This window comes from Thermosynechococcus sp. (assembly GCF_025999095.1).
In the GTDB taxonomy this organism is placed as follows: Bacteria; Cyanobacteriota; Cyanobacteriia; order Thermosynechococcales; family Thermosynechococcaceae; genus Thermosynechococcus.
The window spans coordinates 736,502-762,569 of sequence record NZ_AP024678.1 but is presented as its reverse complement, the minus strand read 5'-3'; the positions used below and the strand labels follow the sequence as shown (position 1 = coordinate 762,569).

At 56.7% G+C, this 26,068-nt stretch carries 19 protein-coding genes and 1 tRNA gene; 10 read left to right on the top strand and 10 right to left on the bottom strand.

Going from position 1 to position 26,068, the window contains the following annotated elements:
- Window position 1: 1 nt before the first annotated feature.
- The 4 genes from Q0W94_RS03705 to Q0W94_RS03690 all read right to left on the bottom strand — a co-directional run bounded on the left by Q0W94_RS03705 (window position 2) and on the right by Q0W94_RS03690 (window position 8,347).
- Complete coding sequence (locus Q0W94_RS03705) at window positions 2-3,022, bottom strand: anti-phage-associated DUF1156 domain-containing protein (protein ID WP_297761298.1); 3,021 nt, start codon at window positions 3,020-3,022, stop codon at window positions 2-4.
- Window positions 3,019-3,594 (bottom strand): anti-phage-associated DUF3780 domain-containing protein, encoded by a 576-nt coding sequence (locus tag Q0W94_RS03700; RefSeq protein WP_297761295.1) that lies wholly within the window; start codon window positions 3,592-3,594, stop codon window positions 3,019-3,021. The genes Q0W94_RS03705 and Q0W94_RS03700 overlap by 4 nt, the downstream gene beginning before the upstream one ends.
- Complete coding sequence (locus Q0W94_RS03695; RefSeq protein ID WP_297761292.1) at window positions 3,591-6,674, bottom strand: anti-phage-associated DUF499 domain-containing protein; 3,084 nt, start codon at window positions 6,672-6,674, stop codon at window positions 3,591-3,593. The genes Q0W94_RS03700 and Q0W94_RS03695 overlap by 4 nt, the downstream gene beginning before the upstream one ends.
- Window positions 6,675-6,931: 257 nt before the next feature.
- Entirely contained in the window at window positions 6,932-8,347 is a 1,416-nt protein-coding gene (locus Q0W94_RS03690; RefSeq protein WP_297761289.1) for an SNF2-related protein, read from the bottom strand.
- Window positions 8,348-9,415: 1,068 nt separating this feature from the next.
- Here Q0W94_RS03690 and Q0W94_RS03685 point away from each other — a divergent pair.
- A complete protein-coding gene (locus tag Q0W94_RS03685) occupies window positions 9,416-10,567 on the top strand; it encodes a hypothetical protein (protein ID WP_297761286.1) in 1,152 nt (383 codons plus the stop codon).
- A gap of 600 nt (window positions 10,568-11,167) precedes the next feature.
- On the opposite strand, the gene pcrA is transcribed toward Q0W94_RS03685, so the two are convergent.
- On the bottom strand, window positions 11,168-13,495 hold the full coding sequence (gene pcrA, locus Q0W94_RS03680) for a DNA helicase PcrA (RefSeq protein ID WP_297762349.1): 2,328 nt from the start codon (window positions 13,493-13,495) through the stop codon (window positions 11,168-11,170).
- A 270-nt stretch (window positions 13,496-13,765) separates the two neighbouring features.
- Here pcrA and menB point away from each other — a divergent pair, with 270 nt between their 5' ends.
- From menB to clpB, 6 genes are all read left to right on the top strand, one after another.
- Complete coding sequence (gene menB / locus Q0W94_RS03675) at window positions 13,766-14,602, top strand: 1,4-dihydroxy-2-naphthoyl-CoA synthase (RefSeq protein WP_297761283.1); 837 nt, start codon at window positions 13,766-13,768, stop codon at window positions 14,600-14,602.
- 44 nt (window positions 14,603-14,646) lie between these two features.
- Window positions 14,647-14,895, top strand: a complete 249-nt coding sequence (locus Q0W94_RS03670; RefSeq protein WP_297761280.1) for a Ycf34 family protein — start codon at window positions 14,647-14,649, stop codon at window positions 14,893-14,895.
- A gap of 159 nt (window positions 14,896-15,054) precedes the next feature.
- Entirely contained in the window at window positions 15,055-16,374 is a 1,320-nt protein-coding gene (locus Q0W94_RS03665; RefSeq protein ID WP_297761277.1) for a TrkA-related ion transporter, read from the top strand.
- A 4-nt stretch (window positions 16,375-16,378) separates the two neighbouring features.
- Complete coding sequence (locus tag Q0W94_RS03660; RefSeq protein ID WP_297761275.1) at window positions 16,379-16,906, top strand: hypothetical protein; 528 nt, start codon at window positions 16,379-16,381, stop codon at window positions 16,904-16,906.
- 234 nt (window positions 16,907-17,140) lie between these two features.
- A complete protein-coding gene (locus Q0W94_RS03655) occupies window positions 17,141-17,668 on the top strand; it encodes a hypothetical protein (protein ID WP_297761272.1) in 528 nt (175 codons plus the stop codon).
- A 96-nt stretch (window positions 17,669-17,764) separates the two neighbouring features.
- A complete protein-coding gene (clpB, locus tag Q0W94_RS03650) occupies window positions 17,765-20,428 on the top strand; it encodes an ATP-dependent chaperone ClpB (protein WP_297761270.1) in 2,664 nt (887 codons plus the stop codon).
- Between the two features lie 238 nt (window positions 20,429-20,666).
- On the opposite strand, the gene Q0W94_RS03645 is transcribed toward clpB, so the two are convergent.
- Both Q0W94_RS03645 and nblR read right to left on the bottom strand, forming a co-directional pair.
- Window positions 20,667-21,179: a DUF192 domain-containing protein gene (locus Q0W94_RS03645; protein WP_297761267.1), complete on the bottom strand. Its 513-nt coding sequence runs from the start codon at window positions 21,177-21,179 to the stop codon at window positions 20,667-20,669.
- On the bottom strand, window positions 21,160-21,849 hold the full coding sequence (gene nblR, locus Q0W94_RS03640; protein WP_024125462.1) for a response regulator transcription factor NblR: 690 nt from the start codon (window positions 21,847-21,849) through the stop codon (window positions 21,160-21,162). The genes Q0W94_RS03645 and nblR overlap by 20 nt, the downstream gene beginning before the upstream one ends.
- Before the next feature lie 65 nt (window positions 21,850-21,914).
- Between nblR and Q0W94_RS03635 the strand changes: the two genes are divergently transcribed.
- The 3 genes from Q0W94_RS03635 (at window position 21,915) to frr (ending at window position 23,304) form a co-directional block, all read left to right on the top strand.
- A tRNA-Arg gene (locus tag Q0W94_RS03635) sits at window positions 21,915-21,988 on the top strand.
- Between the two features lie 52 nt (window positions 21,989-22,040).
- On the top strand, window positions 22,041-22,769 hold the full coding sequence (gene pyrH, locus Q0W94_RS03630; RefSeq protein WP_297761264.1) for a UMP kinase: 729 nt from the start codon (window positions 22,041-22,043) through the stop codon (window positions 22,767-22,769).
- Window positions 22,756-23,304 carry a ribosome recycling factor gene (frr, locus tag Q0W94_RS03625; RefSeq protein WP_024125460.1) on the top strand — a complete coding sequence of 183 codons (549 nt, stop codon included), beginning with the start codon at window positions 22,756-22,758 and terminating at the stop codon, window positions 23,302-23,304. Before pyrH ends, frr begins: the two co-directional genes overlap by 14 nt.
- A 12-nt stretch (window positions 23,305-23,316) precedes the next feature.
- Here the strand turns inward: frr and Q0W94_RS03620 are convergent, their stop codons facing one another.
- Genes Q0W94_RS03620 through Q0W94_RS03610 form a run of 3 tightly spaced genes read right to left on the bottom strand, consistent with a single transcriptional unit; the run spans window position 23,317 to window position 25,943 of the window.
- Complete coding sequence (locus tag Q0W94_RS03620) at window positions 23,317-23,955, bottom strand: histidine phosphatase family protein (protein ID WP_297761261.1); 639 nt, start codon at window positions 23,953-23,955, stop codon at window positions 23,317-23,319.
- A 52-nt stretch (window positions 23,956-24,007) separates the two neighbouring features.
- Window positions 24,008-25,177: a SpoIID/LytB domain-containing protein gene (locus Q0W94_RS03615; protein WP_297761258.1), complete on the bottom strand. Its 1,170-nt coding sequence runs from the start codon at window positions 25,175-25,177 to the stop codon at window positions 24,008-24,010.
- A 37-nt stretch (window positions 25,178-25,214) separates the two neighbouring features.
- Window positions 25,215-25,943, bottom strand: coding sequence for an HpsJ family protein (locus tag Q0W94_RS03610; RefSeq protein ID WP_297761255.1), 729 nt, complete (start codon window positions 25,941-25,943; stop codon window positions 25,215-25,217).
- Window positions 25,944-26,068: the final 125 nt, after the last annotated feature.

Genomic DNA, 26,068 nt, shown 5'->3' with positions numbered 1-26,068 from the left:
CTCAGCCAATCCGCTGGTTGCGCACCGCCTCGGCCAGCACGCGCGCCGCGCTCGCCTCTTCGGGACGCACGAACTTCAGCCGACCAGCCAAATAATCGGCCACTGCGATGATGCGCTCGCGCTGGGTCAGGTCGCCGTAGTAGTCGGGCACGTTGTGCGTCAGGTGCGCCAGCACCTGGTCGGTGTCCACTTCCTGTTGCAGTTCCATCAGCGCATAGAGCACGGCGCGCAGGAGCGAACCGTACAGCTCCGAGCCCTCGCCCATCTCGGCGCGGCCGAACTCGACGGCGCTTTTGAGCCGCGCGTGATTGGCGCGCCGATCGCCCATCAGCGCGTAGAAGTTGCGCACCTTGAAGGCCTTGGCGAAGTTCTGGTAGTTGTCGAGCGTGTGCACGCCACGTGCTTCGAGGTCAAGCATCTTGAGATAAAAGCGCTCGGCGCCCGAGAGCTTCTCCCAGAGCCGCCGGTCGATGCCCTGCGGCACGAGGCAGCCGTTGGCGGTGTCCACCGCGAAGGCGATCAGCTCGTCCACGAAGGTGGTCTCGCCCTTCACCCGCGGCCGCAGCGCCTCGGTGGTCATGTCGCGGCCGTCGATGCGAGCGTAGCGGGTCAGGCAACGCAGGGCCGCGGCGTAACCGGCCATCTGCAGGTCGGCGTCCGCGAAGACGTTCTCGTCGCGGTACAGCCCCCGCGCCTCCTGGTTGAGGCCCGTGAGTGCCTGCACCTGCTTTTCCACCTCCTCCTGGATCTCCCAGGCGAGGTCATCGCGCGTGGTCTTGCGTTCGCCTTTGCGCTTGCGGCACACCAGCAGCACCGTGCCCTTCACGTAGCTGCCTTCGCGCAGGGCGCTATCGGTCTCGGTCACCACGTACCAGGCGGCGGTCACCTGCAGGCCCGCGGCCCAGACGATGTTCGCCATGTCGGCCCAGATGGCGCCCGACTGGTGGGTGAACATGATGACCTGCAGGCCGTTGTCCGGCATGCACTCGGTCATGCGCCGGTAGGCCGCGACCATCTTGCGGCGGAAATCCTCGTCTTCGCCCTGGATGGCCAACGCGCGGCGGCTGTCCCAGACCCAGTTCGCGAACTCCGGAGGCGGGTTCTTGCGCAGCCAGGCGATGAAGAACTCGAGGATCTCCTCGTACTTCACTGCGTCGCCGTAGGGGGGGTCGGTGATGAAGGTGTCGACGTGCTCGTTGATCTGATCGGCTGAGATGTTGGCGACGGTCCTTGCCACATGGTTCAGTGGGAACGAGCGATAGCTCGGAACCAGGAAGCCAAGCGTGTAGGCGAATCCCCGGCAGGCGTAGTCAAACAGAGTATTAAGCGCCTGATTAGTAAAAGTGTGCTGAACAATCCCGCCACCGCCTCCAAACCGATTCCAAGTGCATAGTCGAGCGTTCCAGTCGACGCATTGCGCTACGATTAACTTGACTCCAGCCCGACGCTCGCGGTTGATCAGCGCCCCCAACAGCAACTGCCTTGGGTTGAACAGGTGGTGCCAGTGGGTCCAGCCGCGCGTGCGGATCGGCTCGTCGGTCTTGTCCCCCGGTTCGATGCGCATGTCGGGCACGAAGCCCTTCTCTTGCCACTCGGCCAGGTGCTGCGCCACGTACTCCTCCACGATGCGCTCGCGCGCGAGGTCCTCCTCGGTCACGGCGCGGAACTCGTACTCGTAGCTCTTGCCTGACCCCTTCGGCCGCATCCACTGGATGCAGTAGAGCCGCTCCTGGAAGATATCGTCCGGCCGCGGTTTGAAGTCGTGTTTCTCCCACAGGCGCAGGCGGTTGCCGGTGGTGCCGTCCGGCTTGCGGTAGTCGCCGCGCAGGGTCGAGATCTTGGTGCGGTACTCGCGCCCGTCCACGGTGTGCACCAGGTACGGGTCCTGGCCGCGCCCGTCGGAGCGCACCGTGCCCTTTTCTGCCGCCTGGAGCTCCGCGTCGCTCACCCCCGAACGGATGGCGATGTCGTAGCGCTTATTCGCCGGGTCGGGCACCAGCTCGGCAATGACCCGGTAGCCCTTGCTCACGACGAGCGTGGGCAGCAGCGGCACCATCCAGCCGGTCTGCGGGCAGCGGGCCTCGACGCAGTAGAGGAACGCCTTCGCCCGCCAGCCGCGGCCGTCTTCCTCGATCCCCAAACGGTCGATCTCGGTCTGCACCTTCTCGACCAGCGCCTGCTGGTCGCGCTCGAGCTGCGCGCGCGCCTCGGGCGTGCCGCCGACGATGTGAAACGCCCCCCAGGTGAGCATGCAGGCCACGGGGTTGAGGTCGGAGGCGTAGACGTCGCAGCCCAGCCGCGCCGCCTCGAACGGGATCTGCCCCGAGCCGCAGAAGGTATCGGCCACGCGCGGCCGGTGGCCGAAGCGCATGATGCCCAGCTGCTCGACGAGCTCCGGAAAGGAACGCGCCTGGGTGCCGAGGTGCGCGTTGACCTCCTCCCAGATGTGGTCGTGGACGTCCGGCACCTCTTCGGGCCGGTAACTCCCTTCGACGAGCGTGCGATACGGAACCTTGGGCAGCATCTGCGCCTCGAGCCGGCGACGCTCGGATTCAGGAAGGTCCTTGCGCCAGGCGACCTTGGCCTTGGCGTAGGCCGGATTGGACCAGTCCACCGGCGACGACTGCGGCAGCGCGTCGTCGGGCGTGACTTCGAAGTAGTCGCGGATGCGTGCGAGCGACAGTTTCCCGAGGATCTCCTTCGGTTTCGGCCGGCGCTTGGCGCGGGCGGCAAACGAGCGCTCGTCCATGCCCATGAGCATCTCGAAGATCTCGAGGTCGCGCTTGGGGTCGTCGGTGGCCGGCAGCAGGCAGCCCAGCACGCAGGCCTTGGCGAGGATCAGCGGCTTGCGCCCCTTCCAGTAGGAGCCGAGGGCGGTGAGGGTCTTGCCGTGCACCGCCATCTGCTCCTTGTACGCCTCGGCCGAGAGCTTCTGCACCGGCAGCAGCCGCTCAATGATGGCGGGCGCCTCGGCAAGCGAGAGCGGCACGACGGCGGCGTGCTCGGTGGCGGCGCGGTTCATGCCTTCCCCCGGAAAAGCGGCAACTCGAGGAGATCCGGCTCGGCGGGGCGCGGGCGACGGCGGCTCGGCTTGGGCGCCTCGCCGTCGGCGAGCGCCAGGTGCAACGCTCGGCGCCAGCCGCGGTCGTGGTCGTCCGGCAGGCCGGCCTCGGCTACGGTCACCATGAAGAGCCACCAGCGCTCCTCGGGACGCAGCGCCGCCCACTTGCTGCCGATCACCGGCAGCTCGGCGTCGGTCGCCTTCTCCGCGGCCCAGGCGAGGACGCAGAGTTCGCGGCCCAGCAGGCGCTCGACCAGGTTGTTGCCTGCGTGCCAGCGGCCGGTCTTGAGGCCCGCGGCCTTCAGACGGCTGTTGAACTCGCGGCGGGCGACGTCGGCGATTGCGGACCAGATGCGGCGTTCGAGGACAACGCGCTCCTCTTCTCGGGGAATGCCGGCTTCGCTGCCGCGGTAGCCGTAGTCCTCGACGATGCGGACCTCGCCCGCGCGCGCGGCCGGGATCTCGACGCGGAAGACGTGCGCACCAAACCCTTCGGGGGCGCCGAAGTCCACGGTGGCAGGTTTCTCGCTCACTGCTCGACGCTCCCTTGGGCAAGCTCAATGCCGAGTTTTTCGCAAAACTGCTTCAGGTCGTGCCCCGATTGGAAATGCGCCTTGCGGAAGCTCATGGTGATCGGCGCATCCGGCGGGAACTTGTCGAGCACCTTCTCGAGGATCTGAGTGAGAAAGGTGGCCTCCACCTGGATTTCGCCGACCATGAGCTGCGCGACCTGCGCGCCCTGGCCGACGGTCAGCGTCACGCTTTCGAAGAGGGTGCCCAGGTCACCCGCCTGCTTGAGCCCTTCGAAAGTCGAAGCTCGCGAATCGAGCTTGTGGCCCGTGCGGGAGATGAGGCGCGCGGGCTTGGTCTCGTCGAGCTGCACACCCTTCTTGCCCTTTGCCGGGAAGCGGAACTCGTCCTTGGCCTCGAGGTCGCCGGCGGTGGCGAAGACGCGCAGCAGCACCTCGCCGTCGCCGATCTCGACGGGCCCTTCGTACCGTGTGCCGTCACGCGGCTCGCTGCCGTCGAGCGTGTAGCGGATCTCGCCGCGTGGGGCGACGAAGAGTTCGACCAGCCGCTTGCCGCCTTGCTCGCTGAGCCGATTGCGCAGCACGAGCCGGTTGCGCCAGACCACCGGATCGCCGGTTTCGTACTGGCCGGAAGGATCGCAGACGAGAAAGCGCACGCGCAAGGCTTTCGTCGTGAACGGGTTCTCTTTGAGCACCGGGCTCGACTCCGATACCGGTGATTCCTCGGCGTAGTGGATGCGCGGCGCCGGACCGGCATGCACCGGGTTGACCTTCAGGCGCACGCGCCCCTCGTCATCCGGGCCCTGCTCGATCACGACTTGGGCCGAAGTGCGCTTCTTCGCAGGCTTCTTGGTCACGTACCCGTTGCCGAGGTCCTCCCAAAGGCCGCGGTTTATGGCGATGCCCTTGAGCCAGTCGAGACCGCGCGGCGGCAGCCAGGGCATGCCTGCCTGCTCCGCGTAGCGGTCGGCGGCATCAGACCAGCGCGTCTCGGCCTGGCCGGCGGGCCAGAGCAGGTCCTCGGCCTTGTCGCGGATCGCGTCGAAGTCCTTCTCGACATCGAGGTAGAGCTTGAGCGGGTTGGAGACCAGGGTCTTTTCGATCTGCGCCTCGCCATCGAAGGGCTTGGTCGCGTCGCGCGTCATGTCGAGCGCCTTGGCGGCGAGCTGAGCCTCCCGGCCGGCGCGCTGGATCGGGAACAGCACCTTGTCGAAGAGCCCGAGCACCGTGGCGTTGAAGTCCTGCTCGTAGGCCGCCTGCTTGCGCTCGAGGTCTTCGCGCTGCGGATGGCCCTTCGGGATACGCCCGTCGGCCTTCTGCGCCGCATAGAGCTGGCGGGCCGCCTTCTCGACGCTGCCCATCGCCGTCTTGTCACCGGTGAGGACCAGCAGATTGTTCTTCTGGCTCAGCCCCTCGAAGAAGCGCTGCACTTCCGCAGGCGGGATCTTCGAATCGGGGCTTACGATCACGAGCACGCGGCCGCGGCGCACGCGCTCGGCCACCTCGTCAAGGCGCGGCAGTGGTAGAACCTCCTCGTAGGCCGTCTTGCGCGTCGGCTTGAACATCTCGCGCAGACGGTGGCGGATCAGTTCATCGATCTGGTTTTCCGGCGCATCGTTGGCGAGGCTCTGCAGAAGCTTGGTCAGGTTCTCCTGGCGGTCGAAGTAAAAGCGGCCCTCGGGCGTGTGGTGCAAGTACCAGGCGGCTTTCTCCAGCTCCTGGAAGGCGGTCAGGAACTCCGACGGCTCGCGCAGCGGTGTCACTAGGCACTCGACCATTTCCTCGCGCGTGAGGCCCTTCACGGCATTGACCGCAGTAGAAAGGCTTGCGGTCAGCAGAAGCGTGCTTACTTGCTGTGCCGCATCGTTTCCGGTCTCAAGGTCGATCAACTGAGCGTGCGCGGACTGCTGGGCGTCCCAGATGTCCTTGGCGATCACATCGCGCATGCCGGAAATCTCAGTGAGCTTGTCGCGCACCTCGGGGATGGAAAGATCAAAGTGCTGCGGGCCGATCAAGAAGACGTCGTTGTCCTTGCGCTCCCAGACAGACTTGAGCAGGCGCGAGACGAGCTCCAGCAGGCCGCGGGTTTGCTTGAACTGCTCGTTCTCCTTGAACAGCGCCACGACGTTCTTGAACCGCGGATGGAAGGGATAGGTGGCCGCTATCTCGTCGGCGATCGCCTCAGCGCCGCGATGCGTCGTCTTGGCCTTGGCCGCCTCGACAAGCTTGCGCCCGTAGGCACTGGCAATCCCGTCAATCTCCGACTTGTCGGGCAGCTTGGTGAATAGGCGCTTGCGCAGGATGTCGTAGATCTCGTTGGCGGCGAGGTCTACTGGGGTGATGGCGCGTTCCTGCCGACCGAGTTCGGCACGTGCGTCTTGAAGCGCACGGTTGATAAGTCTACCGCCGGTCTCGTAGGCTGCCGCCAGGTCGGAAACAACGACGCAGACGTTCTTTTTCTTGCCCGCGGCGGTTAGCAGGTTGGCGAAGGCGCGCGTGGCGATGTCTGCGACCGTACCGTTGCCCACTTTCTGCGTGTCCAGGTAGTGGAAGTACGGCGGCATCTCGTCGAGCAGGACCAGGACCGGCCGGTCGCCTTCGAAAAGCTTGAGCCAGTCCTTTTCGTCCGGCGCCTTCGGGCCAGAAGTCCAGAACTCGCGAAACTGCTCGCCCTTGCCGAGCTGCTCGGCGATCTCACCCCAGAAAAAGTGGTCTGGACTGTTGCGGCCATTGAACGCCGCGATCGCAGTGCTTTCAAAGGCATCGATATGCGCCACCCCCGCGCAATACTTCCTGCGCAGCGCGGGGTGTTTGGCCAGCAGGCCGAAACCGACGAGCAGGTGCGTCTTGCCGCCGCCCATCGCCTGTTTGAGATGAAAGACCGCCTGGGATGAAGCCCCCGCAAGGCGCGCGATGCCCTCGCTGATCAGGTCCTGCATGCCCTGCGTGATGTGAGTTCGCTCAAAGAAAGCGATCCCGTCATGCTCCTCGGCGATCAGTTCGTCGAGCTGCTCGATCTGGTCGCTGACCTTGATCGAAAGGGCGTTGGGTTGGAGTTGGCAGGCATCGCGAACCGTTTTCATCTATCGCTTCCTCCCGTGTATGCTAATTGTGCAGTCGGTGGCGTGCGCGCCATCCGTTGCTCGGCCAATCGCCAGAGCCCCCAGTCTCGGGTCTGCTTTACGCCAACCTCCGCGCGGATCACGTCGGAGGAATCCAGAACGGCGAGCAGTTCGGCGAACTTCGCTTCCGTGTGATCCTTGAGGCCCTCGGCCAGGCGGAAAAGGCGCTCGACTTCGTCCCGTTCTTCCTCGACCTTGTCCGGGTCATCGGTGAGAACCTAGCGGAAGATCCGCTGATCGATCCGCTCGCGTTCCTCTTCGGTCAGGTCTTCGTATTCCGTGATGTCTTGTGGGTCGCTCAGATCAGAGGGTGCCCGCAGAAGCCGCTTCTTCTCCGCCTCCGACCGGCGCGGATCCCGCAGGATGGCGAGGACCTCGTTGAGGGCACGCAGCCGGTTTTCCAGCGTCCGCGTGATTGCGTAGAGGCTACTGGCCAGCCGCCGCTGCATGACCATGAGGGTCAGCTCAACGTTCCGGTTCTTCTTCGCCTTGGCCTCCTTGCGCTTCGAGCGGACGTAGCTCGTCACCGCGTCGTAGAGCGTCTTCTCCTCAGGGGTGAGGTCGTAGCCGATCGTCTTGGTGTGGCGCGGCTTGAAAAGGGGTTGCCCGTCCCAGTTCACCATCTCCTCCTTCAGCCGGCGGAGGAAGAAGCGGTTGCGCGCCTCGCTGATCGGGCACTCGTCCTCGAAATCCTCCGCTCCTGAAGCCCCGTAGGGCGCCGCCTGCTCGCGCACCCGGTCGGCAACGTGTTCATCTTTCTGGAACAGGTCCTCATCGAGCAGCAAAAGAAGCCGGCGGAAGGTGTCCTTTCGTCCTCGGTGCGGCGTCGCCGTGAGGAAGAGCAGATGATCGGTCTTGGGGGCGATCGCCTTCAGCGCCTTGTAGCGTTTACTCTCCTCGAGCTTGGTGCCGTACTCATAGGCCGAGAGCTTGTGGGCCTCGTCCACCACCACGAGGTCCCACTGAGTTGCCGATGCGGCCTTGAGACAGCCTTCATTCCGCGCCAGGAAATCGATGGAGGTGACGAAGATCCCCTCTTCGTTGCGGGAGAACTGGCCGGGCTCCGCTTGGAAAGACGCGCGATCCACCAGCCGCGCGTGGAGGCCGAACTTCTCCTGGAACTCCTCTTCTTGCCACTGTTTCGTCAGGCCGCCGGGGGTGATGATGAGGATCTTCTGGATCACTCCCCGGAAGAGCAGCTCTTTGATCAAAAGGCCGGTCATGATCGTCTTGCCGGCACCTGTATCGTCGGCAAGCAAAAACCGGATTCTGGGAAGGGGCAAAAGATAGCGATAGACGGCCTCGACCTGGTGAGGCAGTGGATCCACGATGCTGGAGTTGACGGCAAAAAGCGGGTCGAACTGATGGGCGATGCGGATGCGCTCGGCCTCGACGCCGAGGAGGAAGAGGCTGGCATCGCCATCGAACGTACGGAATCGGCCGCGGACTTTGACAAGCGCGGCCAGCTCCTCAGCGGTCAGAGGCCGCTTCACCATCCGGCCGGACTGGAGCCCGACGCCTTCAACCAGCGTCTTATTGCCGAAGGGAGCGACGCGCTGGATCTCGACCAGCTCCGAAGGTTCCAAGCCCGCGACGACGTCGCCCGGAGCCAGGTTGTTGTCACCGTCGTTCACTGCGATTGCGTTGCTCTGTAATATGGCGGGAAATTATACAATGCAGCAGGCGACTATACAATATCTTCCCACCATAGTTACCTGATGGCCCGCAGCATCCTAGCTGAGATTGCTTCCGGGCATGGTCCGACGGTTTAAGGAGGTCAGTGCATGCTCATCCGGCTACACAAAGGGCACTCGCACCACGCCCGCGATTCGGCCGGGAATTGCGGCGAGCTCTGACTCGATTGCATGCTGGCCAGGCGCTACGGAACCTCCCCCATGACGGTGTCCAAGTGGAAACACCGCACCACCTTTGAAGAGCGCCCACACACAGCGCACCGTCTGCAAAAAAGGCTTTCACCCGCGCAGGAGGCCCTCGTGATGGAGTTGAGGAAAACCTGACTGCAGTCCCTTCAACCCAAGAGGAACATCGCACATTTGTATTCACAAACACATGAACCGATTCAGGCTGCACTCGAAATTGAAAGTGGATGTACAATGGAAACTGTACGCACTAGTACATAGTGTGAGGAAAATCTGTGTGTTTGAGACGCCGAATTAGCCGAAAATCCCTGCCCCAACCGCTTGGCATGCCCCCTCACTCCGCCGCGCTAGCCACCCCAGGCAGGCTTCGCTCCGCGAAAAAGGGTTTTTTCAACAGTTTCTTGCGTTGGCTTGCCCCTTGCAAAATCAAAGTATCGTTGAGAAAAATCTATGTCACTATTTGAAATCACAGATCAAAAGTTACCTGTTCTGATGTAATTCAATTTTGCACTTGAGAAAAATCTTCAAATACTTGTCGAACGGAATCTTGAAACAGTGTTCAATTGTCAGTTGGTGCAGTCAGAATTTCCCACGGGCGTACAGCACTCGGGCAAAGTTGATACTTTGGCGTTATCGGAAGATGATAACCCGGTCATCTTTAGAAAAATCTATGAAAGGTGGTCACACCTTTACTACTGTTTTTGGGATGACATTGTTTTTGAGGCACAAACCGGTGAAACTTGTTAGACCGAATTGCGGCGCGAGTTTTTGCGGTCGTAAATAAGCATACTCGTAATAAGTTGTAAAAAAGAAGGTGTATAAATGACAATTTCAAACCATATAGAAACGATTCGAGAACGTCTCCGGCGTGGTGAGTTTATATCTGAGGCTGCTGTTTCCCAGGGAATTCTTCTTCTGATCTTGCAGGAACTAGGATGGCCCGTATTTGATACAAATGTAGTTGTCCCCCAATTCTCGGTCGAAGGGGGCCGTGTCGATTTTGCACTCTGTCATCCGGCCCTTCGTCCATTGATATTTATTGAGGTCAAGAGGGTTGGCATTTCGGAAGGGGCTGATAGACAGCTATTCCAATACGCCTTTCATTCGGGAGTTCCAGTGGCCGTCCTGACAGATGGACAAGAGTGGAGTTTTTATCTTCCTGCTGAACAGGGCCGATATGATGAAAGGAGAGTATATAAGCTCGACCTTCTTGAGCGTGAGATCGAAGAAGCGGTCAGCAGGCTTGAACGATATCTCCACTATGAAAGAGTGTGTTCTGGCGAAGCTTTAGAATCTGCACGTGCAGATTATCAAAACGTGGCCCGGAGTAGAGAAATTGAGGCAACACTCCCAAGAGCTTGGAAGAGTTTGCTTGAAGAGCCTGATTCATTGTTGTTGGAATTATTAGCCGAAAAAGTTGAAGATCTCTGTGGCTATAGGCCGGATTTGGATTTGTGTAGCGAATTTTTAAAATCGAATCACCATCTTGGTGTCGTTTCTGCATATCCGATACCGTCGCATCAACAAACGGCTATGCGCCGGGCACCAAAAAACCGGAAGCAGACTTCCCGATCCCGAACCACAGGCAGTTTTTCATTCGTGTTTGAAGGCAAGACGTACGAGGCTGCATCGGCGAAAGAGTTCATGGTAAAGGTCTTTCAGTTTTTGGCGGAAGCTGATCCTGGTTTTCTTGACCGATTTGCATCAGAAAAGCATGGAAGGATACGGAGATACATAGCCCGTGATAAGCAGAAACTCTATCCGAACAAACCGCACTTGGTGGAAGGAGACTCTATTGAAATCGTTCCTGGATGGTGGCTGGGAACAAACTATGGTTGGGAGCGTATCAAGAAGATATTGGATTTGGCACGTAAAGTTGTGATGGGAACAAACTATAGTTGCAGGAGTATCGAGGAGATATTGGATTTGGCACGTGAATTTGTGCAGCAAAAGATAGATGCAAACATCGAGTAATCGCCCAACACGCGCTTCCAGCCGACTCACTCCGCGCGGTGGCCGAAACGCTAGCAGTCGGGCGGCGCAATGACCAGTTGCGAAACGAGTCATCCGGCAACACTATCAAGAGGTTTAGGTGAACACATGCTGATTTACACGCGTTTGTAACCTAGGCGGGGGGTGAGTGGGTTCAGCGCAGGGTATTTGATTTCTCAGAGGCTTATCCGCTGCCTTAAGTAACTTAAACTTGAGATGATATCTAGAAGGACATTTTGAGGTCCGTGTAGCCATGCGTTAGCACGCGTACTCTACCACCTCTACCTTCCCAAAGGACCCATTCAGTTCTAATACCGAATGGCTGCAGGATCCACGCCACTGACCGCAAACTCAATTTTGTTTATTGCCAAGGAGATGACCCATCCCGGGAGGACTCCATCCAGTTTTGATCCGCTCCTACCAATCCCCTATGTTACAGACAGGTTGCACCTGAACTACTCAAGAGGATGGGCAGAGTGTAGGCGTTTCGGTCAACAAACTCATTGAACAAACTCAACGGCTGGTGAACCTACTCATTGGTCACAAACCTGAACATCGAGAGCTGGAGAGTATGAGCCGAGTTTAGGAGCTGAGCTTCTCAAGGGGGGTCAGGCGCGGATCGACGACTTTCTGACCGCGTCGCGGAAAGCGAACTGCCAAAGAGAGTTTCGCTCCCACATTGAAGACATGGGTAATTTCCCCTTCGCCATAGACGGGATGGAGAATGCGATCGCCCACCCGCCAAGGAGAAGCAGCACCCCTGCTCAACTGCGAGGGGGATACCTGCGTGACAGCGGCCCTTGGAGGGCGGCGTTGAACATTGCCCGTGAGCAGTTCTGGGGGTAGCTCCGTCAGAAATTGCGACGGTATTGTGTCTTCCCTGCCATTGTAGAGACGACGGCTTTGGGCAAAGGTCAGAAAGAGGCGCTCCTGGGCACGGGTAATGCCCACATAGCAGAGGCGGCGTTCCTCTTCTAGGGCCATGGGGTCGTTGAGACTGCGGAAGTTGGGAAACAGTCCCTGTTCCATCCCCACTAAAAAGACAACGGGAAATTCTAGCCCCTTGGCAGCATGCAAGGTCATTAGGGAGACGACCCCCTCTCCCTCTTGCAATGTATCCAAATCTGAGGTGAGGGCAGAACTGTTGAGGAAATCGCTGAGGCTGGCCTCCGCATTCTCCTCGCTAAATTGCTGGGCAGCGTTGACCAATTCCATCAGGTTTTGCAGTCGCTCTAAGCTTTCGTCGGTGCCTTCGTTTTCGAGCTCGCGGCGGTAGCCTGTCTCTTCAATCACGGTTTTCACCAGTTCGGGCAGTTCGATATCGTCTACTAGCGATCGCAGGCGGGTCATGAGGGTCACAAACTGCTGCAGTGCACGGCTAGCTCGCCCGGCCAACGGCGTCATGGATTCGGTATCAGCAATCAAGTCCCACAGGGAAATGCCAAGGGTTTGGGCAGCCTCACTGAGGCGCTCTAGCGTCGTTTTGCCAATGCCGCGGCGCGGCACATTGATAATTCGCCGCAGACTCACGGTGTCTTGAGGGTTTTGCAGCAGCCGCAGGTAGGCGAGAATATCCTTGACTTCCCTGCGCTCATAGAACTTGAGACCACCGACCACGGTGTAGGGAATATTGGCGCGAACTAAAGCCTCCTCAAAGGGGCGAGATTGGGCATTGGTACGGTAGAGAATCGCAAACCGTCCCCATTGGGGTTCGAGGGATTGACTGCCCAAGGCTTTAATCTGTTGGGCAATGAAATAGGCTTCATCGGCTTCGGTGTCGCAACATTCACAGTGAATGGGCGGACCGGGATCCTTGGTGGGACGTAGCACTTTATCAATGCGTTCACTGTTGTGCTCAATGAGATAATTGGCGGCCTGCAAAATGTTGGCGACGGAGCGATAGTTTTCTTCCAACTTGATCATTGTGCGGGTATCCTGATCGGGTAGGCGATCGCCAAAATCCTGCTGGAAATTCATCAGGATAGTGAAATCGGCGCAGCGAAATGAATAGATGGATTGATCTATATCACCCACAACAAAAATTGAGCGATTGCGCCAATTCTGAAACTGTTGAGGGGGGGTGCCATTGGTGGCCAACAGCCGAATGAAATCGTATTGGGTGCGATTGGTATCTTGGTATTCATCCACCAGGATATGCTGGAACTGCTGATGCCAATAGTCAAGACGCTCAGGGCGCTGTTGCAGCAGATGCACTGTTCGCAAAATTAAATCATCAAAATCAAGGGCATTATTCTTGGCAAGAGCCGCCTCATAGCGACGATAAACCTCTGCTGCTACACGACCAGCGGGCGATCTTTGCTCCTGCTCCAATTGATCTGGGCTTAGTCCGCGGTTTTTGGCATGGCTAATTTTGTAGCGGATAGCGCGCGGGTCATGCCTGCGCTCATCGAGATTGAGTTCACCCGTAATAATTTCCTTAATTAGGCTTTGTACGTCCGACTCATCAAAAATTGTAAAATGCCGCGTCCAGCGATACCCTTGGGGATGTTGATAGGCCTCAATTTCCAAGCGCAGGAGTCGAGCACATAGGCTGTGGAAGGTGCCAATCCACAGGGGCTTGGTGTAGGTGTGATAGACGCGCGATCGCACCCGCTGCTGTTCGGCAGGGGACAGATCCAGCCAGTCTCTGCCGTAGAGTTGCTTGGCCATCTCTTGGCTAAAAAGGGTTTCAAGGCGCTCCTTCATTTCGCGGGCAGCCTTATTGGTAAACGTCACCGCCAAGATATTCTCTGGTGCTACCTGATGATGGCGAATCAAATGGGCAATTCGATAGGTGAGCGTGCGCGTTTTCCCAGAACCGGCTCCTGCCACCACCAACAGGGGACCCGAGTAGTGCTCTACCGCCTGCCGCTGTGAGGGATTGAGTCCTGCGAGAAAATCACTGCTCATCATACTGCTATGCCCATGTGCCTAGAGTTTTATGATACCTGAGGATTACGGGGCAACCCATTGGCGGCCGCCCGCGCCTTCGTAGCGCAGGACCGTTATCAAGAATTCATGGCAAGAGACCATCAAGCATTTTCTGGCAGGTTGCCGTCGGTGGGCTTGCTCTTGGGAACTGCCACAGGTGGAAGAGGTCAATTGTTAGGCCATGCTATCCCCCCCTCAACCCGGGAATTCTCAGGGTACAATGGGGGTTCACCTCGGCGATGATACTTTATGGACAGCGTCCACTGGCAGCAGGTTCACAACTACACTGACATCCTCTACCACAAAACGACGGGCATTGCCAAAATTACGATTAATCGCCCCCACAAGCGCAATGCCTTTCGCCCTCAAACCATTGTTGAAATGAGTCAGGCCTTTGAGGATGCCCGCAACGATCCCACCATTGGGGTTGTCTTGCTCACCGGGGCAGGTCCCCACACGGATGGTAGGTATGCGTTTTGTGCGGGTGGCGACCAAAGCATTCGCGGTGAGGCGGGTTACCTCGACGAGCAGGGGGTGGCGCGGCTGAATGTGCTGGATCTGCAACGGCAAATTCGCTCCCTACCCAAGGTCGTGATTGCCCTTGTGGCCGGCTATGCTATTGGTGGTGGTCATGTGCTCCACCTTGTCTGTGACCTCACCATTGCGGCAGACAATGCCATTTTTGGCCAAACGGGGCCAAAGGTGGGCAGTTTTGATGCCGGGTTTGGTGCTAGTTATCTCGCCCGCATTGTGGGTCAAAAAAAAGCGCGGGAAATTTGGTTTCTCTGTCGGCAATACACGGCTCAGGAGGCTCTGGCGATGGGCTTGGTGAATGCCGTTGTGCCGGTTGAGGAGCTAGAGGCAGAGGGAATCCGCTGGGCGCAGGAGATTCTCACCAAAAGTCCCTTGGCCATTCGCTGCCTAAAGGCGGCCTTCAATGCCGATTGTGATGGTCAGGCCGGTCTACAAGAATTAGCGGGGAATGCAACGCTGCTGTACTACCTCACCCAAGAGAGTGCCGAGGGCAAGACCGCCTTTTTGGAAAAACGCCCCCCCAACTTTCAGCAGTTTCCTTGGCGACCTTAGGGGATGCGCTAGAGTAGGAGCATGTGGCATTGGGAGAGTTCGCCATGTGTATTTGTGTTAACTGCGCCCTGGTGGATCGCTGCACTACTTATCATGCCGTTGAAGCGCAGCATCAGCAGCCCCATTTGACCCTGACGCCAGACTTTGAGCCGATTGAGCCAACAATCAATGTGAATATCCGCACCCAAGGGGAAGAAATTCAATTGGAGTGGGATGTGGTCGGTTGTGCGAGTTTTGTCGAAGAACGGGGACGGTGGGCAAAACTGCGCCCAGGAGAACTGATTCCCACGTAGGTTCATTATTGGCCGGCGATCGCGCCAATTTGAATTTAATGCTCTCTTTTGGCAGCACCTATGGGACAAAGCCGGCTGAGACAGCAGCTTGATCTATTTTTGCACTCACCACAGGTAGAAGTTAGCCTGCTGGTTTTGATTCTAATATGGGTACTTTTAGTGGTTATCGATCTCTTCTGGATACAGCCCGGGTACCCTAATTTTTTTGTGATGCTGTTGGATTTACCCCTGCGGCTGTGCTTTGTTGTTGAGTTATTCCTACGATTTGCGATCGCCCGCAAAAAGCAACGATTTTTCCGCCACTACTGGCTTGATCTAGTGGCGATTCTCCCCATGCCGCCCCAGTGGACACTGTTTCGTTTGCTGCCACTGCTGCGTCTGCCCCGTGCCTCAATTCTGATGAACCGCAACCTGCACTACATTGCCCCCCAGGTTTCTGGTCTCTACGGTGCCCAAATTTCAGCACTGTTAATCATTGTGTTGATCATGCTCTTTGGGGGCCTGGCTTTTTATATTATCGAAGGAACCTCAAACCCAAACATTAAGACCCTTGGGGATGCCCTGTGGTACAGCTTCTTTTCTTTAGTGTCTGCCGAACCCATTGGTGCCTATCCTCAAACCCATGCCGGGCGGATCGTTACCCTAGTCGTGGTTTTGGCGGGGCTGACCTTGTTTGCCGTGTTTACAGGGGTGGTGTCTGCCTTCATGGTGCAGCGGTTGCAGTCGGTCATGAGCATTAAGAACCTTGACTTGGATGAGTTACGCAACCACATTATTCTCTGCGGCTGGAATCGCAGTGCCCCCCTTGTGCTGGAGGAGTTACAAACCGATCCCCAAACCCGCTATGCACCAATTGTCATTATTGCTGAACTGGAACAGCTGCCCCTGAATGAATTGCGCACAGTGGATCAAAATCGCCTCTACTTTTATTCGGGAGACTATACCCGCATTGACGTTTTAGAGAAGGTGCAGATTTACCATGCCTCCCGTGCCATTCTCTTGGCGGATACCAGCCAGCCCCGCAGTGATCAAGACCGCGATGCCCGCACTGTTCTTGCTGCCCTGACCATGGAAAAACTCAATCCGACAATCTACACCTGTGCTCAGCTTTTGGATCGCAATAATAATGTCCAACTGCAAGCGGCAGGGGTGGAGGATGTGGTTGTGGCTGATGAAATGGCGGGTCACCTCATTGGCAATGCGGTGCGCAATCAAGGGGCGATGGATGTCTTTGCGGAGCTGCTGACGGTACAGGTGGGGAACCAATTTTATCGGCTGCCTTTGCCATCAACGCTGGTAGGCAAAACCTTTTGGTATGCGCAACGCCACCTTAAGGAGCAGGACGATGCGCTCCTGATAGCTGTGGAACGTCGCATTGAGGGGCGTCGCCAAACGTATATTAATCCACCGCTGAACTATGAGTTGCAGGTGGGGGACTACGTGGTTGTGATTGCGCGGCAGTGTCCACAGTGGGAATAAGGTCATGGAAATTTCTTCCCAAGTCGAGCTACCCTTTCCCCGCGACGCTGTCTATCGCACCTATCGCGATCGCCTGCCAGAACTGGTGAACTGGATGCCCAATGTGCGGGCAATTGAAGTACAGGCGCGCAACGAACAGCCCCAAGCCCTAGAAATGGTCTTGGTTTGGCATGGTGGCGGGGAAATTCCAGCGGCGGCACGGGCATTCTTGAGTGAGGCGATGCTCTCCTGGACAGATTATAGCCATTGGGACGATCGCGACTATCTTACCCGCTGGCGCATTGTCCCCCATGCCTTTACGGAGGCCGTTGACTGTCAGGGGGAAAATCAATTCATTGCCGTGGGCAATTCAACGATTATCACCAGCCGAGGCCATCTCAGGATTGATCCAAAACGCATTACCGGTGTCCCCTTCTTTTTAGCAAGTATGATTGCTCGGGTAGTTGAAGAGTACTTAGGACAACGAATTGAACCCAATTTTCAGCAGTTAGCAACAAGCGTGGGATTGTTTCTACATTCTCAGGAGGATTAGCCGTGAAGAGACTGGCGCAAACGAACTATCTGCGCTTACGGGAGAGATCCTTGATGGAGTATTTTCTGGGTGGGATGTTTCTTGTGCATACGCTGCTGATACTAAGCTCCTTTACAGTTGCGGAAATCCACTGCCAACGCCAAACCCTACCCTATGAGTGTATTGCCACGACAACCTCTCTCGTAATCCAAGAACGGGTGAAAATTCCTCTTTCTGTCCTACGACAGGCAAAGTTTGGAGGAGGACATTGACAGTGAGGGCGATCGCTGGTACGGCGTTGTTCTTGAAGTGGCGGGCAAGTCAATCCTATTGGGTAATACTGCCTCACAGCGGGGCGATCGCGCCGCCGTGGTACAGCAAATTAACCAATTCTTAAGGAATCCCAATCAAACCGAACTTTCAGCCCGTGTGGACGATCGCTGGATAGTAGGGATCATTGCAGGGGTGTTCTTTCTTGTAGGCATGAGTCTAATTTCCTTCGCCCCTCTCTTAGCGTTGGATTTAGATCGGGGCAGTGGCACCTTGACAATTCGCCGTGGGAATTTTTTCCACCGCACTCGCAAGGAATTGCCCTTGCGCGAAATTAGGGACATTGCCATTGAAAGCTATAAGAATTATGAGGGCGATCGTTTCTCTCGCGTCGTGGTGCACATGACCTCTGGCGACACAGTCCCCCTGCGATGGAGCTACAGGGCTGACTATAGCAGCGAGAAAAAATTGGCTAATCTCCTGCGGGAGTTTCTCTATTTGCCACCGCTGTAAGTCATCTCTGTGGGTGGGGTGGTGGCCTGTTGGTTACACTGAAGATGATGGCATAATGCATTCACGGTCGCTGGGGGTTTGCCCGCAATTATCACTATGCAACCAACGGATCCAACAAAGTTTACTGATAAGGCATGGGAAGCCATTGTTAAGTCCCAAGATGTGGCACGGGAATATCGCAGCCAATATCTGGAAACAGAGCACGTCATGATTGCCCTACTGCGGGAAGAGGGATTAGGGCAACTGATCTTTGAGCGGGCAGATATTGACACCGAATGGGTGCTCAAGCGGCTGATGGATTTTGCCAAGCAACAGCCCCGCGTTCTCGCAGGCAGCGAACTCTACTGTGGTCGTAGTTTGGATGCACTCCTTGATGAGGCCGATCGCCTGCGCCAAGAGCAAGGGGATCAATTCATTTCCATTGAGCATCTTTTACTGGCTTTTGTGGGCGATCGCCGGATCGGTCAACGCCTTTTCCGTGCCTTAAATTGCGATCGCGAGCAGTTGGCTGCTGCCGTCAAAGCCATTCGCGGTGCTCAAAAAGTCCTAGATCAAAACCCTGAAAACAAGTACGCCGCCCTTGAAAAATACGGGCGCGATCTCACCGAAGCCGCCCGCCAAGGCAAATTGGATCCCGTCATTGGCCGCGACGAAGAAATCCGCCGCGTGATTCAAGTTCTCTCCCGCCGTACCAAAAACAATCCCGTTCTCATTGGTGAACCCGGCGTGGGCAAAACCGCCATTGCCGAGGGCCTGGCTCAGCGGATCATCAATGGGGATGTACCGGAATCCCTGAAAAATCGGCGGCTCATTTCCCTAGATCTCGGGAGTCTGGTTGCAGGCGCCAAGTTTCGCGGTGATTTTGAAGATCGCCTCAAGGCTGTGCTCCATGAGGTCACCCATTCCGATGGCCAAATTGTCCTCTTTATTGATGAACTGCATACGGTTGTCGGTGCCGGCGCCAATCAAAACTCCTCGATGGATGCCAGCAACTTACTCAAACCGATGTTGGCACGGGGAGAGCTACGCTGCATTGGCGCTACCACCCTAGATGAATATCGCAAATACATTGAGAAAGATGCTGCCTTAGAACGCCGCTTTCAGCAGGTGTATATTGGCCAGCCCAGTGTTGAGGATACGATCTCCATTTTGCGCGGCCTCAAGGATCGCTATGAAATTCACCACAACGTTAAGATCACCGATTCGGCATTGGTGGCCGCGGCGATGCTTTCGGATCGGTATATTAGCGATCGCTACCTCCCCGATAAGGCCATTGACCTGGTGGATGAGGCAGCCGCCAAACTCAAAATGGAAATTACCACCAAGCCCGCTGAACTGGAAGCCCTTGAGCGGCGCCTGCGGCAACTAGAAATGGAGAGACTCTCCCTCAAACAGGAAGAAAACCTGCCCTTGAGCCAAGCACCACTACAGGCCACGCGCGATCGCCTGCAGCGCATCGAAGCAGAAATTGCCCAACTGCAACCGCGACAACAGGCTATGCAAGCCCGCTGGCAAGCAGAAAAAGAACTGCTAGAGCGCATCAACAGCCTCAAGGAAGAAGAAGACCAAGTGAAGCTGCAAATTGAGCAAGCAGAGCGGGACTACAACCTCAACAAAGCCGCGCAACTCAAATATGGTCGTTTAGAAACCCTGCAACGGGAACTGGAGGCCACAGAAGCACAACTTTTGGAACTTCAGGCCGCAGGTGGCACCTTCTTGCGCGATCAAGTCACCGAGGCTGACATTGCCGAAATTGTTGCCAAGTGGACGGGAATTCCCCTGCAAAAACTCATGGCCTCAGAACGCCAAAAACTCCTGCAGCTGGAACAAGTCCTCCATCAGCGGGTGATTGGTCAAACCGATGCCGTGGCCGCCGTGGCCGCGGCCATCCGCCGCGCCCGAGCTGGCATGAAAGACCCTGCCCGTCCCATTGGTTCATTCCTCTTTATGGGACCCACAGGCGTTGGCAAAACGGAACTGGCCCGTGCCCTTGCCGAAGCCCTTTTTGATGATGAAAATGCCTTGGTGCGCATTGATATGTCGGAGTACATGGAAAAACATGCCGTCTCCCGCATGATTGGCGCACCGCCGGGATATGTTGGCTTTGACAGTGGCGGTCAACTCACCGAAGCCATCCGCCGTCGTCCCTATGCCGTGGTTCTATTTGACGAGGTAGAAAAAGCCCATCCCGAAGTCTTTAATGTACTCTTGCAGGTGCTGGATGATGGCCGCATTACTGATTCCCAAGGGCGGACGGTGGACTTCCGCAATACCGTGATCATTATGACCAGTAACCTGGGCAGCGAGCATATCTTAGATTTGGCGGGGGATGACAGCCGCTATGAGGAAATGCGCCAACGGGTGCTCCAAAGTGCCCAAAAGTATTTTCGCCCCGAATTTCTCAACCGCATTGATGACGTGATCCTCTTCCACGGGCTCGGGCGAACTGAACTAGCTCAGATTGCCCAAATTCAACTGCGACGGGTGGAAAAACTCCTTGCGGATCAAAAAATTCACCTGCGCCTCACCCCAGTAGCGCTCGATCATTTAGTGGCGGTGGGCTTTGATCCAGTCTATGGGGCACGTCCCCTAAAGCGCGCCATTCAACGGGAATTGGAGAACCCCCTGGCCGTGAAGCTTCTGGAGGAGGTCTTTACCCCTGGCGATACGATTTTGGTGGATTTGGTGGGTAGTGAGTTGACCTTTAGTGCAGTCAGCCCTGCGGCGACAGGCGATCGCGCCACCGTCACCGCCTCCTAAAAGACACGAGTTAATAGTTAGCATAGTTAGAAAACGAGGGCCGCAACGTCCCCCCAACAAGTTCCGGGGAGAAAGCGCCAATCGTTCTATGGGAGAATCCTATGAGGGAGCTCCAAGGGCGGTAGAAGAGGCTAGGCCACCGCGGGATCTAGGGCCAAAACTAGAGCACAAAATATTTAATCACTTTGGATAATGTTTTAGATAATGCTTTTAAGCGTTAAGCACGCCCGATCGTTACTCAAGGCGCCAAGTACTGTATCTCTACAGGGTCATTGACCTTGAGCCCCAATTCAGCGGCGCGGCCACCCGCCAGCTCTAAAACCGCATCCACGGGAACCCCAGATTCATAGGTGGGGCAAGGGAGGGTTGGGCAAGGGGGGGCGGCGGGGGCGATCGCTACCACTTTCCCATCCCTAAGAAAAATCAAGTCGAGGGGGATGAGGCAATTTTTCATCCAGAAGCTGGCCACGTGGGGCGCAGCCATCGGAAACAGCATGCCGCGATCGCCCGGCAATTCTGGGCGAAACATCAAGCCCAACTGCTGCTGGGCTGGCGTGCGCGCCACTTCCAATTGAATCCAGGTATCGTGAATGCGCGCCTTGGCCGTAATCGGTAGATATTGGGGAATGCCGCCAACCCTTGGAGGCGGGGTTGCTGGATCCCCTTGGCTCAGGTTTTGACACCCTAGGAGGAACCCCAACGTCACCAATCCCAGAACCAGCCAGCGTAACTTAGGCTTCACGGAGAACATAGCCCACTCCTCGCACTGTGTGAATCAACCGTTTTTCACCATCGGGTTCAATCTTTAACCGCAGGTAACGAATATAGACTTCAATGACGTTGGATTCACCCAAAAAGTCATAGCCCCAGACGTTTTCTAAAATTTGCTCACGGGTGAGGACTTCGCGGGGGTGCTCCATGAGAAACTTCAGCAGTTCATACTCCTTCATCGTAAGGTCGATTATGCGCCCATTGCGCTCTGCTCGCCGCGTCAATAAATCGAGGGTCAAATTATCAAATCGCAACACCTCACTTTGGGTCACCGGTGGCTTCAGGTAGAGCTGAATCATCTGGAGAAAAGACTTGGGACTGTAGGGCAGCAATAGATAATCATCAGCCCCTGACTCCAGGACAGCGACCCGATCTTCGAGGCGATCGCTCTCCAGCATTAGTAGAATTGGCAGACTGATCCCCTGCTGACGCAGCTGCTGGCACAACTCCATACTGTTGAGCCGTCCCAAATAGCGGTCCATGATAATCAAGGCAGGCTGCCATTCAGCACAGGCCAAGTGACATTCTTTTTCTGTTGTCGCAATCACTGGATCGTAACCCGCTGCCTGAAGGTCTTGCCCCATGCGTTGCGACAAGTGGTTGTCAGCGCAGACCAAAAGCAAACGAGAAGGCGGAGAAGTTAGATCCATCGGCATCGTCCTAACTAGCCAGATATTATCTTCAGCTTATGCCGTGTGGGAAAATATTGAAAAATGCGCCCGTAGCTCAGCGGAATAGAGCACTCGCCTTCTAAGCGATTGGTCGTTGGTTCGAGTCCAACCGGGCGCGTCTAACCTGCTATCGTTGATGGGGAGCGTATTGGAGTGCAAGAATCCTCGCAATGAATCCTAAATATCGCCGCGTATTGCTCAAATTGAGCGGTGAAGCCCTCATGGGCAACCTGAACTACGGCATTGATCCAAAAGTGGTGCAGGCATTTGCCAGTGAAATCGCTCAGGTGGTGCAGGCGGGAGTGCAAACCGCCATTGTGGTGGGGGGTGGCAATATCTTTCGTGGTATGAAAGGAGCGGCTGCTGGCATGGATCGGGCAACCGCAGACTACATCGGTATGATTGCCACGGTTATGAATGCCATGACCCTTCAGGATGCCCTTGAACAGATGAATGTGCCCACACGAGTGCAAACTGCGATCGCCATGCAGGAGGTGGCCGAACCCTATATTCGCCGCCGTGCCATTCGTCACCTAGAAAAGGGAAGGGTGGTGATCTTTGGGGCAGGGTCAGGCAATCCCTTTTTTACCACGGACACAACCGCGGCCCTGCGCGCTGCCGAAATTGATGCCGAAGTGATCTTCAAAGCCACTAAGGTCGATGGCGTCTATGACGCTGATCCCCACAAAAATCCTAACGCGCGTCGCTACCGTAGTCTCACCTACACCCACGCCCTCACCCATAACTTGGCGGTGATGGACAGTACAGCGATCGCGCTGTGTAAAGATAATGATATCCCCATTATTGTGTTTAGCTTAGAAACAGCCGGTAACATCTACCGCGCGTTGATTGGGGAACCCATTGGTACGATGGTTGGAGGCTCCTGTGAAATTAGCTGATGTCGAAGAGCGGATGCAAAAATCGGTTGAAGCAACCCAGCATGACTTCAATAGCATTCGCACGGGTCGCGCCAACGCGGCGTTATTAGACCGGGTCATGGTGGACTACTACGGCACTGAAACTCCCCTGCGCTCCTTGGCCAATATCTCCACCCCCGATGCGACCACGATTTTGATTCAGCCCTACGATCGCTCCACATTGGCCAGCATTGAAAAAGCCATTCAACTCTCTGACTTGGGGTTGACGCCCAACAATGATGGCTCTAGCGTCCGCCTCAACATTCCCCCCTTGACCACGGAGCGACGCAAAGAATTGGTGAAAACTGCCGCCAAAATTGCTGAAGGGGGCAAAGTTGCCATTCGCAACATCCGCCGCGATGCCATTGACCACATCAAAAAGGCGGGTAAAGCCGGAGAACTCACCGAAGATGAAGTCAAGGATTTGCAAGAGAAAGTGCAAAAGCTCACCGACAAGTACATCGGCAAAATTGACGCCCTCCTTGCCGAAAAAGAAAAGGATATTATGACCGTATAGGTACCGTATAGGTTAGGTGCCCGGCAACTGGCGCAACTCTGGACTCAGGTGCGATCGCTCCGCCAGGGCAAGGAGCAGTGGTCCACGGGAGGTATATTCCACAATACTGACACTGGCCACTGGGGCAGCAAGGCGATCGCGAAACCGTCCCACATCAATCCCAAGCAGACCACAGAGCATAATCCGAATGGTGGCTTTGTGGGAAACAAGCAGCACATTGCCGTCGGGATACTCCCGTTCAATTTCTAAGAGGACGGCATTACTGCGGTGGTAGATGTCAATCCCCCGCTCACCGCCCGTGGGGGCATTCCAGCCCGGATCCGCCAGCCAGCGCACATAGTCATCGTGAAACTTGGCATTTACCTCTTGGGGGGAGAGGCCTTCCCACTGACCATAGTGAATTTCCCGCAGACCGTCGCGGATCTGCATCTGGAGACCCAGGCGATCGCACAGGGGCTGTGCTGTGGTTCGAGTTCGCACCATTGGGCTGACAAAGACTGCCTGCCAAGGCAACTGGGCATAGTGCTCAGCAAAAGCTTCAGCCATTGCTAGGCCAGCATCCGTCAAGGGTGGATCCAGTTCTCCACAGTAGGCATTGGCGCGACTAAAGCTAGTTTGCCCATGGCGCAAGAAATAGAGTGTTAAGACCACAACCTTGACCCCATACCACTAGGGGCAGCATAGGCGAGGGGCATCAAGCTCGTCAACGCTGAGTTGTGTCCAATACACTCAATGTAACGCCTTGGTAATAATGCCCCAAAATTTGGTCGTAGGTGTAACCCTGCAATGCCATACCGTAGGCACCCCATTGACTCATGCCCAGGCCATGGCCGTGACCCCGTCCAGTAATTGTAAAGGCCACTGGCACACTTTGAGCCCTTTGACTGGCCACATTGCCATATTCTGGCCTAATCGTCAGTAGGGTACTGCGCAGTCCCAACACGCGCCGGAGTTCACTGCCGGAAATAGTGCGGCTGCCAGCAGTACCGAGAATTTGCATTGACAGAATCCGGCCTTGGGGCGTCAGCTGCAGCGGGCGCAAAGCAACAATTGAACCAATACCGGGGAGGCGTTGTTGCAGTTGTGCGGCTGTAAAACGAACCGTCCATTGAAAGTTGGGGAAGACTTGGTCAAAGTCAGGGGTACCGCGCAGGTAGGGAATCACCGTTTGCCAAACGTCTTCTGAATTTTCTGTGTGCCCGCCAGAGGAGGCATGAAAGAGCGCTTCAATAATTCGGCCATTGTAGGTCAGCACTTGACCGCGGGTAGCGGCAACGGCGGCTAGGGTACTGGCGGTTTCTGAACTTACCCCCCCATACACCTGATGAGTAACGGTGGCACCGACATCAAAAAGGCTGCCCGGCCGACGGCGTTCGCGATCGCGCCGAAAGAGAACAAAAGAACGGGAGGCCACTGCTTGGGCTTTGAGGGCTTCTAGCGGCCAGGAGGGATACATTTCCTTACCCACTACACTGGGCAGATACTCCTCTAAATCCACAAGGTTGATGGCGAGAATCCCCTCATTGGTACTCACCAATTGCAACCGCCCGCGATACCAGCGATCGCCCACTCGCACGAGGCCATTGTCTCGAGGTTCGAGGAAAACTTGCCGGCCACGCACACCCCCTGCTTGTACGCCAGCCCCTGTGAGGACGGCGGTAATACGCTGCTGCGGTGCCACTGTCAGGACCCGACCCGCCTCATCCCGCAATTGCGCTGGGGTGGAGCTACCCATTGTTACTTGATGCACCCGCTCCAAAACCGCAACCCGCAATTCCACTGCTGCGGCCGTCAGTGGTAGGAGCAAGCTGATCAAACAGCCAAGACCCACCGACTGCGACAGAAGGCGCCAACGCACGATGAGGTAAACCATACTTCACTCCTCAGGTAGGTGGCAATGGTAACAACGCCTAGCGGTGCTCGCGCAGACCACTCCAACCAATGGTAATAAAGCCCACTGCCAAGAGAAAACTACGAATGCCTACCCTTAGACGATTCAAAAAAGCTTCCTGTTGCGCCCGATTGACCGCCTCCTGTTGTTGAGTGCGGATGCGCTCCCGTGCCTGACCCGCTTGTTTCTCGAGGGCTTGGGGGTCTTTTTGTAACTGCTCAAGAATTGCCCGTTGATCGGGGGGCAGTTGATTGCTTTTCAGGAGTTGCTGCAATTGACCGCTACTGGCCAGTTGTTTGATTTGCTGCTGTTCCTGCTCCACCCGAATTTCTGCCTGTGCCGCCTCTTGATTGATTTGGTTGACCGCCTGTTCCGTAATTTGGCCTGTAATGGATAGGTAGAGAGGAATCCCCAGCAGGCACAGCAATCCCAGCAAACTGGAGAGGACAAAGACCCAAAATCGCCAATCCTTCAGGGCAGGTTCCCCGGGCTCCGGCTGCGTAGCACTCCCAGAGACCGCTTGAATCCAAAAGCCAGTGTAGATAAAGACAAAGCCAATCAAGGGGGTGGCGCCGCGCTCAATGAATTGGTTGACAACCGTGAGTTGCCACTGGCTGTTATTGAACTGGGGAGTAATAAAGAGAATACCCCACTCGACCAAAAAGGTGAGGAGTAGGATCATTCCCACCAGTTTTAGGAACTGAGCCGCCAAGGGGACAGGTCGCTTGGTTGATTTTGAAGCGGTCATGGACTGTGAGTGACTCGTCAACTACTGCATCAACCTTACTGGATTTTGGTACAGTTGATTCATCCTGGGCGCCTTGACTCGCCCGTGGGGCTGCTATCTTTGGCTACCGCAACCTTGGTATACTC

Excerpts from the sequence above, each read along its gene's own strand:
- Q0W94_RS03705 (WP_297761298.1), bottom strand. The coding sequence starts at position 3,022 with ATGAACCGCGCCGCCACCGAGCACGCCGCCGTCGTGCCGCTCTCGCTT.
- Q0W94_RS03695 (WP_297761292.1), bottom strand. The coding sequence starts at position 6,674 with ATGAAAACGGTTCGCGATGCCTGCCAACTCCAACCCAACGCCCTTTCG.
- Q0W94_RS03685 (WP_297761286.1), top strand. The coding sequence starts at position 9,416 with ATGACAATTTCAAACCATATAGAAACGATTCGAGAACGTCTCCGGCGT.
- pcrA (WP_297762349.1), bottom strand. The coding sequence starts at position 13,495 with ATGAGCAGTGATTTTCTCGCAGGACTCAATCCCTCACAGCGGCAGGCG.
- menB (WP_297761283.1), top strand. The coding sequence starts at position 13,766 with ATGGACAGCGTCCACTGGCAGCAGGTTCACAACTACACTGACATCCTC.
- Q0W94_RS03670 (WP_297761280.1), top strand. The coding sequence starts at position 14,647 with ATGTGTATTTGTGTTAACTGCGCCCTGGTGGATCGCTGCACTACTTAT.
- Q0W94_RS03660 (WP_297761275.1), top strand. The coding sequence starts at position 16,379 with ATGGAAATTTCTTCCCAAGTCGAGCTACCCTTTCCCCGCGACGCTGTC.
- clpB (WP_297761270.1), top strand. The coding sequence starts at position 17,765 with ATGCAACCAACGGATCCAACAAAGTTTACTGATAAGGCATGGGAAGCC.
- Q0W94_RS03645 (WP_297761267.1), bottom strand. The coding sequence starts at position 21,179 with ATGTTCTCCGTGAAGCCTAAGTTACGCTGGCTGGTTCTGGGATTGGTG.
- nblR (WP_024125462.1), bottom strand. The coding sequence starts at position 21,849 with ATGGATCTAACTTCTCCGCCTTCTCGTTTGCTTTTGGTCTGCGCTGAC.
- pyrH (WP_297761264.1), top strand. The coding sequence starts at position 22,041 with ATGAATCCTAAATATCGCCGCGTATTGCTCAAATTGAGCGGTGAAGCC.
- Q0W94_RS03615 (WP_297761258.1), bottom strand. The coding sequence starts at position 25,177 with ATGGTTTACCTCATCGTGCGTTGGCGCCTTCTGTCGCAGTCGGTGGGT.
- Q0W94_RS03610 (WP_297761255.1), bottom strand. The coding sequence starts at position 25,943 with ATGACCGCTTCAAAATCAACCAAGCGACCTGTCCCCTTGGCGGCTCAG.